This is a genomic window from Methylobacterium sp. Leaf93, from assembly GCF_001422345.1.
GTDB lineage: Bacteria > Pseudomonadota > Alphaproteobacteria > Rhizobiales > Beijerinckiaceae > Methylobacterium > Methylobacterium bullatum.
Map to the genome: position 1 here is coordinate 393,263 of NZ_LMMS01000023.1, position 13,136 is coordinate 406,398.

9 protein-coding genes and 1 pseudogene are annotated in these 13,136 nt (G+C 66.7%); 8 read left to right on the forward strand and 2 right to left on the reverse strand.

Features of this window, described 5'->3' with window-relative positions; genetic code table 11:
* Nucleotides 1-158: 158 nt before the first annotated feature.
* From ASF26_RS13570 to ASF26_RS13595, 7 genes are all read left to right on the forward strand, one after another.
* A complete protein-coding gene (locus ASF26_RS13570) occupies nt 159-1,382 on the forward strand; it encodes a CoA transferase (RefSeq protein ID WP_056139775.1) in 1,224 nt (407 codons plus the stop codon).
* Nucleotides 1,383-1,522: 140 nt separating this feature from the next.
* Nucleotides 1,523-2,275: a type I methionyl aminopeptidase gene (gene map / locus ASF26_RS13575; protein ID WP_056139772.1), complete on the forward strand. Its 753-nt coding sequence runs from the start codon at nt 1,523-1,525 to the stop codon at nt 2,273-2,275.
* 332 nt (nt 2,276-2,607) lie between these two features.
* Complete coding sequence (locus ASF26_RS13580; RefSeq protein WP_056254749.1) at nt 2,608-3,846, forward strand: MFS transporter; 1,239 nt, start codon at nt 2,608-2,610, stop codon at nt 3,844-3,846.
* Nucleotides 3,843-4,556, forward strand: coding sequence for a siderophore-iron reductase FhuF (gene fhuF, locus ASF26_RS13585; protein WP_056254752.1), 714 nt, complete (start codon nt 3,843-3,845; stop codon nt 4,554-4,556). The genes ASF26_RS13580 and fhuF overlap by 4 nt, the downstream gene beginning before the upstream one ends.
* Entirely contained in the window at nt 4,550-6,331 is a 1,782-nt protein-coding gene (locus ASF26_RS13590) for an ABC transporter ATP-binding protein (RefSeq protein WP_056139763.1), read from the forward strand. The genes fhuF and ASF26_RS13590 overlap by 7 nt, the downstream gene beginning before the upstream one ends.
* Before the next feature lie 426 nt (nt 6,332-6,757).
* Nucleotides 6,758-7,009, forward strand: coding sequence for a hypothetical protein (locus ASF26_RS22095; RefSeq protein ID WP_147831115.1), 252 nt, complete (start codon nt 6,758-6,760; stop codon nt 7,007-7,009).
* Between the two features lie 284 nt (nt 7,010-7,293).
* Entirely contained in the window at nt 7,294-10,080 is a 2,787-nt protein-coding gene (locus tag ASF26_RS13595; RefSeq protein ID WP_244475927.1) for an EAL domain-containing protein, read from the forward strand.
* A 173-nt stretch (nt 10,081-10,253) separates the two neighbouring features.
* Here ASF26_RS13595 and ASF26_RS22715 read toward each other — a convergent pair whose 3' ends face one another.
* A complete protein-coding gene (locus ASF26_RS22715) occupies nt 10,254-10,574 on the reverse strand; it encodes a hypothetical protein (RefSeq protein WP_156462989.1) in 321 nt (106 codons plus the stop codon).
* 64 nt (nt 10,575-10,638) lie between these two features.
* On the opposite strand from ASF26_RS22715, the gene ASF26_RS13600 reads away from it, so the two are divergent.
* Nucleotides 10,639-11,706 (forward strand): spore photoproduct lyase family protein, encoded by a 1,068-nt coding sequence (locus ASF26_RS13600; RefSeq protein WP_056254936.1) that lies wholly within the window; start codon nt 10,639-10,641, stop codon nt 11,704-11,706.
* Nucleotides 11,707-11,788: 82 nt separating this feature from the next.
* Here ASF26_RS13600 and ASF26_RS13605 read toward each other — a convergent pair.
* Nucleotides 11,789-12,971 (reverse strand): annotated as a pseudogene (locus ASF26_RS13605) (IS3 family transposase).
* Nucleotides 12,972-13,136: the final 165 nt, after the last annotated feature.

Sequence of the window (13,136 nt, forward strand, 5' to 3'; positions counted from 1 at the left end):
GCGATCCTGGCTGCGCTGGCTTGAGCCGAAGCCAGAGCGCAATCCCCTCTCCCCGCACGCGGGGAGAGGAGATGCACACAGCGAGTCGTGTCCTCCTCGCGTAACGCCACCGCCGGCGGGCCGCACCCACCCCCGGCGCAAAACAGGAATCGAGCACGATGGATCACTCCGTGCACGAAGAACCCCGCCCCCTCCCCCTCGCGGGCATCCGCGTCCTCGACGTGACGCAGGTGATGGCGGGGCCGTTCTGCAGCATGCTGCTCGGCGATCTCGGAGCGGATGTCATCAAGGTGGAGCCGCCGGGCACGGGCGACCAGACCCGCAGCGCCATGGGGTTCAAGATGAAGGGGCCCGACAGCATGGGCTTCCTCAACATGAACCGGAACAAGCGCAGCCTCGCCCTGAACCTCAAATCCGATGCCGGGCGCGACCTGCTCCTCGATATGGCCGCCAATGCGGATGTGCTGGTCGAGAATTACCGGCCCGGCGTGATGGCGCGCCTCGGCCTCGGATACGAGGCGATGCGCGCCCGCAATCCAGGGCTCATCTATGCGAGCATTTCGGGCTTCGGCCAGTCGGGTCCCTGGGCGAAGCGCCCCGGCTACGACCTGATGGCCCAGGCGATGTCGGGGGTGATGAGCGTCACCGGCCATCCGGGCGGTCCGCCGGTGAAGGCCGGCGTGCCGGTCGCCGATATCGGCTGCGCGTTGTTCACCGTCTACGCGATCCTTTCAGCCTATATCGGCCGACAGGCGAGCGGTGAGGGCCAGTATATCGACGCCTCGCTTTTCGACGCGGCCCTGGCCTTCTCGATCTGGGACGTCTCGGAATATTGGGGGACGGGACGGATCCCGCAGCCGCTCGGCACCTCCAACCGCATGAGCGCCCCCTACCAGGCGGTGCGGGCCTCGGACGGCTACTTCGTCATGGGGGCCACGAACCAGAAGCTCTGGCGCCTGCTCTGCGACGTGCTCGATCGCGCCGAACTGTTCGAGGATGCCCGCTTCGTCGACATCCCCGCGCGCCTCGCCAACCGCGAAGAGCTGATCGAGGAGCTGGAGCGGAGCTTTGCCGCCAGGACCAGTGAGGAATGGGTGTCTCTGCTTCTCGCTGCCGGCATTCCGGCCGGCCGCATGAACACCTATCCGGAAGCGTTCGAAAGCGAGCATGGCCGGCACAGGCAGATGCGCATCGAGGTTCCCCACCCGATCGAGGGCACGGTGCCGAACATCGGTTTCCCCGTGAAGCTCACGGGCACACCGCAGCGTGCCCGCAGGCATGCGCCGCTTCTCGGCGAACATACCGAGGACGTGCTCTCGGAGTTCGGCCTCTCGGCGGACGAGATCGAGGCCCTGCGCTTGCGCGGCGCCTTCGCCGCCTGAGCGGGAGCCAGCACGTCATAGGCCCGTCAGACCCATGGGGAGCGAACGGCATCTGGGGCGGCCCAGGCTTTGCCGGGCTCGCGGAGGATGGCAGAACCGCGCGAGCGGAGCCGCCTCCGGCGCCATGAAGGGATGACGACATGACGGTGTCGAATGACGACGAGCTGGCCGGCCTGAAGCGGATCGGGCGCATCGTCGCCGACACCCTCGAGGCGATGGGCAAGGCCATCGAGCCCGGCATGACCACCCGCGACCTCGACGGGATCGGGCGGCGGATCATGGAGTCGGCCGGAGCTCGCCCGGCACCGGAACTCGTCTACGCCTTCCCCGGAGCCACCTGCATCAGCGTCAACGAGGAAATCGCCCACGGCATTCCGAGCGACCGCAGGATCAATCCGGGCGATCTCGTCAATATCGACGTGTCCGCCGAGAAGGACGGCTACTTCGCCGATACGGGCGCGTCCTTCGCGGTGCCGCCGGTGACGCGGGCGGTGGAGCGACTGTGCAGGGACGGGCGCCGAGCGATGTGGACAGGCCTGCGCCAGGTCGGTACCGGCAAGCCCCTGGCCGATATCGGACGGGCCGTCGGAGCCTTCGCGCGGAAGAACGGCTACACTCTCGTCCGCAACCTCGCGAGCCACGGCGTCGGCCTGTCATTGCACGAGGAACCGACCGAGATCGCCACCTGGCCCGACGCCTCCGAGCGACGGATCATGCAGGAGGGGCTGGTCTTCACCGTCGAGCCGTTCCTGTCCCTCGGCGCCGAGTTCGCCGCGGATGGCGACGACCCCTGGACCCTCTACAGCCAGCCGAAGGCCCTCACGGTGCAATACGAGCATACGGTCATCGCCTCGCGCAGCGGGCCGCTGATCCTCACCATGCCGGGGCAATAGGAGCCGGATACGGAGCGCGAGGAGCGAAGGCCGGCGGCACTGCGTCCAAACGGACCTTGCATGAAAGCGGGGCACGTCATAATCCGAACGAAAGGCCAATGTTTACAGTAGATTAGACTGTTTAAAAACTGCGCGCGTCAAGACACAGGGAGGCTCCGGATGTCCGAAGGGAGGCCCTGTCCCGTCGCGCGCCGGATCGCGGATCGGTCGCCGCGTCAGTCGAGGCCGGTACAGCGCCGTCTCGGAGGAGCCGGCGTGACCGGCGCGGAAGCATGGTTCCCAGGGTCCGTGCCTATCCCCAACGAGCAACCGGGCCGGGCGGCGCGGAGCGCATGAGCGGGACCCGGTTCGACGGGGCGTCCAGAGCGTGGCGCCGGGCGCGGCCCCTGCTGCCGTTCTTCAGCCTCTACATCACCTTCGGGACCACGCTCGGCTTCCTGGCCAGCGGCGCCCCGCTGATCCTGCGGGCACGCGGCGTCGAGCTCGCCGAGATCGGTCTGCTGCAGCTCATCAACCTGCCCGTCGGTCTGACGTTTCTCTGGGCCGTCGCCATCGACAGGCTGCGCCTGCCCCGCCTGCCGCATCGCATCGGCTGGATCGCGCTGATGCAGGGCGCGACCATCGCATTGCTGCTGGTGCTGAGCCTGGGCGAGGCGTGGCCGCTCGGCCTTCTCCTCGGTCTCGCGGTGGCGACCTGCTTCTGCGTCGCCACCATGGACATCGCCCTCGAAGCTTTGGTGGTCGAGACGGTGCCCGCCGACCGGCGCCCCTTTGTGGCATCGGCCAAACTCTCCGGCGCGTCACTGGGCGGAATCGCCGGCTCGGGCCTGCTGGTCGGGTACTACGACACGACCGGCTGGCAGGTCGCCGTGCTGGGCATCGCCGGCCTCAATCTCCTCTGCCTGCTGCCGATGCTGCGCTACCCGGAAGTCCGGCTTCGCCGCGATGCCGGTCCGGCGGAACGCATGACGGCCCCCTTCGAACGCCTGCGCCTCCTGGGGCCGCGCATTCTGGTCCTGGGCCTGTACTTCGCCGCCATGTTCGCCCTCTCCGGCCTGAACAACCTCGCCCTGCTGGATCTGGGGGTGTCGTTGCGGGAGGTCGGGTTCGTCACCGGTTCTCTCTCGCCTGTCATCAACCTCGTCATGGCCCTGGTCTCGGGCGTCCTCGTGCGACGGGTCGGGACCCTGCGGCTCATCACGGTCTCGGCGCTGGGCGTGATCGCCGGCGGCGGTCTGATGGTCGCCGGCGCCGCCACCGGGTCGGCCGCTCTCGCGATCGCGGCGACGATCCTCGGCATCGTCGGCGGCGGCGGCCTCGGAGTTCCGGTGTTCAACATGATCTATCGCTGGGCGCAGGGGCCTCGTCCCGCCACCGATTACGCGCTCCTGTTCGGAGCGGCGTTCTTTGCCGCGATGCCCCTGCGCGTCGCCGTGCCGGCGCTCGCGGCGCATGTGGGCTGGCCGGCCTATTTCAGCATCGCGATCCTATTCTACGCCATCGCCGTTGCCGCCCTGCGCGCGACGATCCGCCGGACCCTCGATGCCGACCGGGTCGCGGGGGTCGCATGATCGATCAACTCGCCGCGCTGGTTCCGCCGTCACTGTCGGCCTTCGGCTGCCGGATCGCCACGGCGCCGTCCGGGTCCGGAACCCGGCCGCTCTCGATCCTCACCAGCAAGGCGGCCTTCGACGAGGTGGTGGACGGGTTCGGCAGGGCGTCAGGCGACGGCTTCGAGACCGCCGACCGTCGCGCCCTGGTCTCGCTCTGGACGCAGTACTACCTCCCCGCCCTGATCATCCCCTACTTCACCGCGCTCAGCCGCCTCGGCCGTCCCCTGCCGATCGGGTTCGACAGGGTCGGCTTCGAACTCGACGAAGGCGGCATCGTCTCCCGGTTCATCGTGGCGGAGGAGGACGACCGGCGCGCAGGCCCGGAGCCCGGCCTCGATCCCCTGATCGAGGGTCACCTGCGACCGTTCTTCGACCTGTGCCAGACGCATTACGGTCTCTCCCGCCATGTCCTCTGGTGCAATGCCGGCGTCACCGCCGATTTCGCCCTGCGCGCGTTGAGTGGTGACGCCCTGCCGGCCTCCTCCCGCGCCGAGGCGTGCCTCGGCCGATGCGGTGGCGATGCGTTCGGCCGCTGCCCGCTGGCCCAGGCTTTCCGTGGCGGCGAGGAGCGGCGGCGGCGGGTTTGCTGTATGCGCTACCGCATACCGGGCGTCCCCTCCTGCGGTGCCCTCTGCCCCGTCGATCACCTGACGAAAGCATCATGCTGAAGGACTTCCTCGCCTATTACCGCCCGCACCGGACCCTGTTCCTCGTCGATTTCGGATGCGCCGTCCTGTCGGGCCTGCTCGAACTCGGCTTCCCGATGGCCGTGAAGGCCTTCGTCGATGTGCTGCTGCCGCGCCAGGATTGGCAGTTGATCGTGCTCGCCGCCCTCGGCCTCGGGGTGATCTACGTGGCCAATGCCGGCCTCATGGTGGTGGTGACCTATTGGGGGCACGTGCTCGGCATCAATATCGAGACCGAGATGCGTCGCCGTGCCTTCGATCATCTGCAGAAGCTCTCGTTCCGCTATTTCGACAACCAGAAGACCGGCCACCTCGTCGCCCGCGTCACCAAGGACCTGGAGGAGATCGGCGAAGTCGCCCATCACGGGCCGGAGGACCTCTTCATCGCGGTGATGACGCTCATCGGTGCCTTCGCGCTGATGGTCTACGTCCACCCGCCCCTGGCCTTCCTGACCGCCGCCATCCTGCCGGTGATCGCCTTCGTCACCCTCCGCTACGGCGGTCGCATGACGCGGAACTGGCAGACGCAATACGGCCGGGTCGCCGCCTTCAATGCCCGCATTGAGGAGAATGTCGGCGGCATGCGCGTGGTGCAGGCCTTCGCCAACGAGCCGCACGAGCGGCGCCTGTTCGCCTCCGACAACCGGAAGTACCGCGAGACCAAGCTCGAAGCCTACCGGATTATGGCCGCCAGCCTGTCGATCAATTATCTCGGCATGCGGCTCGTCCAGATCGTCGTGCTGCTGGGCGGCGCGGCCTTCGTCGTGCGTGGCGAGCTCTCGCCCGGTGGGTTCATCGGGTTCCTGCTGCTGGTGGGCGTGTTCTACAGGCCGCTCGAGAAGATCGGTGCCGTCGTGGAGACCTACCCGAAGGGGGTCGCGGGCTTCCGGCGCTACGCCGAGCTGCTCGCCACCGAGCCCGACATCGTCGACCGCCCCGGCGCCATCTCCGTGCCGGCCCTGAAGGGCGACATCCGCTTCGAGGCCGTGAGTTTCGGCTACACCGCCGGCCGGCCCGTCCTGTCGGGGCTCGATCTCGACATCGCCGCCGGCGAGACCGTCGCCTTCGTCGGCCCGTCCGGGGCCGGCAAGACGACGTTGTGCTCCCTCATTCCGCGGTTTTACGAGGTGGAGAGCGGGCGCATCACCATTGATGGCATCGACATCCGCGACCTCACCCTCGCCTCGCTGCGCCGGCAGATCGGCATCGTGCAGCAGGACGTCTTCCTGTTCGCGGGCACGATCCGCGAGAACATCGCCTATGGCCGGCTCGACGCCACCGAGGCGCAGATCGCGCAGGCCGCGGAGCGGGCCAAGCTCTCCGCCCTGATCGAGGGACTGCCCAACGGCCTCGACACCGTCGTCGGCGAACGCGGCGTGAAGCTCTCGGGCGGCCAGAAACAGCGCCTCGCCATCGCCCGCGTGTTTCTCAAGAACCCGCCGATCCTGATCCTCGACGAGGCCACCTCGGCCCTCGATAGCGAGACCGAACAGGCGATCCAGGGCTCCCTCGTGGAACTCTCCGAGGGCCGCACCACCCTCGTCATCGCCCACCGGCTCGCCACCATCCGCAAGGCGGACCGGATCGTCGTGGTCGGCTCGGAGGGCATCGTGGAGCAGGGACGGCACGAGGCGCTCCTTTCGGCGGACGGGGCCTACCGGCGCCTCTACAATGCGCAATTCGCCCAGGCCGACGATGCGGCGGACCGGGTGCGGATGGCCGCCCGGAATGGCGTTCTGGAGCGCGCTACGCCGTGATCCGAATGGCCGGCGCGCTCGAACCGCACCGTCTCCCTCGGCGAAGACTGGGATGGGATGGGAAGAAGTCATGCGCGGCCATGGCCGCGCGGGCTTGGTGACCTAAAGGGGCTGCCACGATCGCGTCGCCATCGGCGGCGCGCCCGCGATGCGGGATGGCTGGCGGGAAATGGACGCCCTGAGCGATGCGGGTTTCAGCGGAATTCGCGACCCGCGACAGGAGGCGCCCAGCGTCTTCGCGCACGCCTTAGCGACATTCATCAATGAATGCGCAGTTTGTCGATAGATTTCGCTAACCGCCGCTCATGATGTTGGTTGCCGAACGTGACGCGCCCATGTGTAATTCCCTCGTCATGAGAGGATCAGCACGTGAAGCCACGCCTCGTCGCCCTGGTCGCCATCTTTAGCGTCGCATCGCTGCCGGCGATGGCCTTTCCCATCGCCCCAGCCTCCGCGAGCGAGGCACCCGTGCTGCGTGTCGCGGGCGGCTGCGGCCCCGGAGCGTGGCGTGGCCCATGGGGGCATTGCCGCTCGACACCCTATGTCGGACGTCTTCCGGGCGGGTGGTATCAGGCACGGGCCGGCAATGGCTGCCCTCCCGGTTACTGGCGCGGGCCGTGGGGCCATTGCCGCAACACGCCCTATCACGGCCGCCTGCCCGGGGGCGGATGGAAGTAGCCGGTCCGCCCCCTCCGAGAGGCGGGCGATGCGCGCGCATCAAGGCAGATTGTCCGCCGCCTTACACGGCGAGGGTCGCCGTGTAAGGCCCATCATCAACAATCGGCATGGGAACGGATCGGCGCCGAGGCACGAAGAGCCGGCTCCATTAAAGCAATCCACTCCTCAAATAGAGCTATATTCTATTTTGCGGTCAAAATTCCGATTTTGTTAAACCACACTTCGGCAGTGTCGCCCCTAAGGTGGCGAAAGGCTGTCGTAGAATGTATCGTGCCTTTTTGTGCATGACCGAGCAGCATCATTGGTGGGTCCTGCCGCTGGCGGCGCTCGTATGCTGGGTATCGTGCCATACTGCCCTGCGGCTCGCTCGCCACGTTTTTCGGAGCCGGGGCTTCGAGACATGGGCCTGGCTGTTCGCGGCTGGTTTCTCGGCCGGTGCCGGGATGTGGAGCACCCACTTCATCGGGATGCTCGGCTACGATCCCGGCATCGCGATCGCCTATGATCTGAAACTCACCCTCGTCTCGCTTCTCGTCGGCATCCTCGGTTCCATGGCGGCGCTCACCTTGTCCCGGTGGTGCGCCATACCTGTGGTGGCCGTAGGGGCCGCGGTGATCCTGGGCATGAGCATGACGGGGATGCATCTCGCGGGGATGGCGAGTATCCGGTTCGCCGTCGTCCAATCAATGAACTTGCCGCTCCTCGTGACCGCGCTGCTCGTCGGCTGGTCGCTTACCGCCATCGCCTTCGTCGTTTTCGCGCGTGACACGCTGCGATACGCGACAGCCGTGGCGGCGATGCTTCTGACGGTTTCCATCGCGGGCGTGCATTTCATCGCCATGGGCGCGGCCGAGCTGGTTCCGAACATGGCCGCGCCCGACACGGCATCGAGTCTGCCGCATTTCGCGCTCGCCGCGGGCATCGCCGCGATCATGCTCACGATTGTCGGTTTCGCGGCACTCGCCCTGTTCGTCGACCGTATGCGCCGGGCCAATCACGCCTTGCGCGAAAGCGAAGCCGCCTACAGGCTCCTGGCCGAGAATACCACCGACGTCATCATCTGGTCCGATCTCGATAGGACCCGCCGGTATGTATCGCCTGCCTCGATGACCGTCCTCGGTTATCGCCCGGAGGACATCATCGGCACTCGGCCCCTCGATTTCATCCATCCGGACGATGTCGCCGACCTTGAGCAGGTCCTCGCCGATCTCGTGGCAGGCCGGATCGAAGGGGCCATCACGACCCAGCGCCATCGTCGGCGGGATGGGTCCTGGGTGTGGATCGAGGCGTGCCTCAAGGTCACGCGCCTGCCGGGCTCGTCCGAGCCCATCGGCTACGTGTCGTCGCTTCGCGACGTCACCGACCGCAAGGCCGCCGAAACAGCGTTACGGTCCAGCGAGGAACGGCTCGCTTTCGCCCTGGACAGCGGCAGCGACGGCCTCTGGGATTGGAACATCCCCACGGGCAACATCTGGTTCTCGGACCGTTGGCAGACCATGCTCGGCTACGAACCGGGCGAGATCGACGGACATATGCGCGCCTTGCAACAGTTGATGCATCCCGACGATGCCGCGACGGCCCGGCGGCTTCTATCGGACCATATCGACGGACGGACGCCGGTTTTCGAATGCGAGTTCCGAATGCGGACGAAGGCCGGAGCGTATGGCTGGGTCCTGTCGCGCGGCAAGGTGGTGACACGCGATGCGGAAGGCCACCCCTTGCGCATCGTCGGGACGCATATCGACATCGGAAGGCGCAAGCATGCTGAACAGCAGCTGGAGCATCTGGCGTTGCACGATGCCTTGACCGGCTTGCCCAATCGCGTGCTGTTCCGCGACAGACTCGGCCGCGAAATGGACAATGTCGAACGGCGCGGGCACATCTTCGCGGTTCTCGCCTGCGATCTGGACCGCTTCAAAGCGATCAATGACAGCCTCGGCCACCCGACGGGAGACAGTCTGCTGCGCCAGGTCGCCGACCGCCTGACGGCGACCGTTCACGAGGGGGACACCGTCGCCCGGCTCGGCGGCGACGAGTTCGCCATCGTGCTGAGGGGACTCGAGCAACCTCAGAATGCCAGCACCGCGGCGCAGCAGCTCATCGAGGCGCTGAGGCTGCCTTTCGATCTCGACGGTCGTTCGGTCAGCGTCGGCGTCAGCATCGGCATCGCCGTCGGGCCTCAGGATGGCGGCGACCCGGACCAGTTGTTGAAGAACGCCGACATCGCCCTCGGCCGCGCGAAAGCGTCCGGCCGCGGCACGTTCCGCTTCTGCGAACCCGCCATGGATGCGGCGATCGCCGCGCGAAACGTCCTCGAACTCGACATGCGCGAAGCCGTACGGCTCGGCGAGTTCGAACTGCATTATCAGCCGATCATCGACCTTGCCACCGACACCGCCAGCGGCTTCGAGGCGCTGATGCGCTGGCACCACCCCGTGAGAGGCATCGTCTCGCCCGCCGATTTCATTCCGTTGGCCGAAGAGACCGGCCTCGTCGTTCCCCTCGGGACATGGGCCTTGCAGGAAGCCTGCCGGGAAGCGGCGACCTGGCCGGGCGATCTACGGGTCGCGGTCAACGTCTCGGCGGTGCAATTCGCGGAGCCCGGCCTGGAACATTGCGTGATATCGGCTCTGGCCGCTTCCGGCCTGCCGCCGAACCGTCTGGAACTGGAGATCACCGAGGGGGTGCTGATCGGCGACGTGGAAAGCGTGACCGCCTGCCTCCACCGGCTTCGCGCGTTCGGGGTCCGCATCGCCCTGGACGATTTCGGCACCGGCTACTCGTCGCTCAGCTACCTGCGGCGTTTTCCCTTCGACAAGATCAAGATCGACCGTTCGTTCATTCGCGAGATCGCCGATGCCGACACGGCCGCCATCGTGCGCGCCATCGTCGGTCTCGGCGAACGGCTGGGGGCGAGCATCACGGCGGAGGGCATCGAGGACGAAGAGCAGCTGACCCGCGTCCGTCGCGAAGGCTGCACGGAAGCCCAAGGCTACCTTTTGAGCGAGCCGTTACCCGCCGCAGACGCGTACAAGTTCGCCTTTGCCGAAAAGGACGCCGCCGCGGCCTGACAGGCTCCACGAGCGGTAACCCGACGACCAACGCTCGCCCGAAACACGATCTCCCCCGCCTGCGGGATGCGACCCGGCGCCGTCCGAGGCGCTCGGACCTTTCGATGTCGCAGGCAGAACCCGGTGGTTTCGACGACATCGAGACGATAGACCCGGTCCTGTCCGGGCCGGATTCAGCGGTCCTCGCTCAGCGTTCTCAAGGCGAAGATCTTCAGGTCGAGCGCGATCAGCATATCGATGACGGCATAGGACGCAGGTCCACGGCGCGCCGTGTCCTGCACGAGCGCCTGCTTCTCTCGTTCCAGATCATCGATGAGCATGTCGAAACTGACCATGCCTGGAATACGCGGTAGCCAAGGCAATGGTTTCACCTCCTGCGACGGGAGCCGCACGCAAGCGCCTTGAGCGCATGTTTCGGCGCCGCCACAAAGGGGCTGACGGTAACTTCCTGTTAACGACGTATCCGTGGAGCCGCGCCCCGGCCGGAACGTCATCCTCTCCGGCGCTCTCCGCCCTATCTATCCGGCCGAGGTGCAACGGCGCGCCGCTGGACACCGCATGGCCCTTTCCCGCGACATCCTGGATATCCGCACGATCTACCACGAGCCCGCCGTGGCGAATTTCGCGCGCGGGCTCGCGATCCTCGACCGCTTTCCTCACGCCGAGCGGATCGAGGTCCCGTCGCACTGGAACATCCCGAACCTGCACGGAAACGCAGGCTCCGCGGAGGATTGGCTGCGGATCAAACGCTCGACCTTGGTGCTCGGTGTGAAGAAGGGCCTGACGATGCGGCCGAACGGGCGCAGCGCCCACTTCATCGCGCCCTCCACCTCGAATGGCTGCGCGATGGCCTGCGCTTACTGCTACGTCCCCCGGCGCAAGGGTTTCGCCAATCCGATCTCGCTCTTCGTGAACATCGAGCAGGTCTGCGCTGCGATCGCCCGCCACGCTGCACGCCAGGGGCCGCTACCGGAGCCCGATACGGTGGATGCGGCCCATTGGGTCTACGATCTCGGCGAGAATGGCGATCTGTCCGTGGACGCGACCCTGTCGGACAACGTGCGCGACATGGTCGGGCTGTTCCGCGATCTCCCCAACGCCAAGGCCTCCTTCGCCACGAAGGCCGTGAACCGGGAGCTGCTCACCTATGATCCCCGGGGCAAGACCCGTATCCGCTTCTCGCTGATGCCGGAGCGGATCGCCAAGGTCGTCGATGTGCGCACGGCGCCAATGCATGAGCGCATCGCCGCCATCGACGATTTCGTGGCGGCCGGTTTCGAAGTCCACGTGAACTTCTCGCCGGTCATCCTCTACGAAGGCTGGGAGGCCGATTGGCGCGACCTGTTCACCGCCATCGACGAGCGGATCGGCCCGGCGGCCAAGGCGCAGCTCAAGGCCGAGATCATTCTACTCACGCACAATGCGGATCTCCACGCGGTCAATCTGAACTGGCACCCCCGCGCGGAGGACCTGCTCTGGCGGCCCGATATCCAAGAGGGGAAACGGTCGCAGGGAGGCGGCGACAACCTGCGCTATCGGACCGGATGGAAAGGCCGATGGATCGCGCGCCTCAAGGATCATCTGGCCGAGCTGATGCCCTATTGCCACGTTCGCTACGCATTCTGAAACTGCATCTGGCGTGCTCGATGCGCTCTTGCTGGTGCTCCTTGAATGAACTGATCCTCCCCTGGTTTGACGAACACGGGGGTTAGCTCGCGTTCCGTTGGGCCTGCTCGGGCGTGATATAGCCGAGGGCCGAGTAGATGCGCTGTCGATTGGAAAAGCCTTCGATGTAGGCGAACAGATCGCGTCTGGCCTCGTGCCGGGCCGCTCATCGTCGCTGGTGGGCGAGTTCGACCTTGAGGGTGTGGAAGAAGCTTTCCATCGGGGCGTTGGCGTAGCAGCAGCCGGTTCGGCTCATGGAGGGTGTCGCCTTCATGTCGGCAAGCTGCTTTCGGTAGGCCTCGGCGGCGTATTGGCTGCCGCGATCCGAGTTACAGATGAGCCCAGCGGCTGATCGCTGCCGTTGGGTAGCCATCATCAGGGCGGCCGATGTTAGCTTGGTCCGCATGTGATCGCGCATGGACCAGCCGACGATCTTGCGGGTGGCGAGATCGAGCACGGCAGCCAAGTAGAGTTAGCCCTCACCGGTGGGCAGGTAGGTGATATCGCTACGCGGTCCTTCGGTTCGGCGAGCCAGACCGTGTTGGGCATCGCAGCCGAGAAGAGCTGCTTCAGCAGGTTGGGCGCGATCGGCAGATTGTGACGGCTGTCGGTCGTGCAGGGCCGGTATCGACGCCCTGCCAGAGCCCGGATGCCATGACGGCGCATCAGGCGCTCCACCCGCCTGCGGCTGGCCGTTCGGCGCTCCGCGCACAAGGCCGCATGCACCCGAGGTGAGCCATAGCGCCTGTGGTGCTCGGCATGGATCCGCTGCACGCTGTCCAGGAGGCGACGGTTGGACAACGACCGGTCGCTCTCGGGACGTGATCGCCAGCCGTAAGAGCCGCTGGGGGAGACTCCGAGCACGCGGCACATGAGACGCACCGGCTTGGGCCGCTCGCATGCTGCTCGATGAAGGCGAACGTCATTTGGGCATCTCCGCGAAGATGCCGATCGCTTTTTCTAGGACGTGGCGATCCATGCGCGTCCAGTCGAGTTCACGCCGCAGACGGGCGATCTCGGCCGCCTGATCGGACGGCGATGACACCGGGCTCATCGGCGCGGTTCCTGACAATCCCGCTGGCCGCGGTGGCAGGCAGCCGCCCATCAGCGCCGTGCACCATTGCCTCAGCATCGACGGCGGGATCCCGATTTCGGCCGCTGCTTTCCAGCAGCGCCACCGCCTCGCGTTTGAACTCCGGGGTGAACTTGCGTCTCGTCTTTGCCATCAAACACCTGCCCCGCCCGTAAGGGGCGTATCAGAGGTGTCCGCAAAACCGGGGGAGGATCACTGGGCACCATCCGCGAGGTGAAAGACATCGCGGTCACCGACGAGAGCCGCACGACCGAGGGCGGCGCGGTCCTCATCCGCCTGCGGGCCACCGGCAAGGACG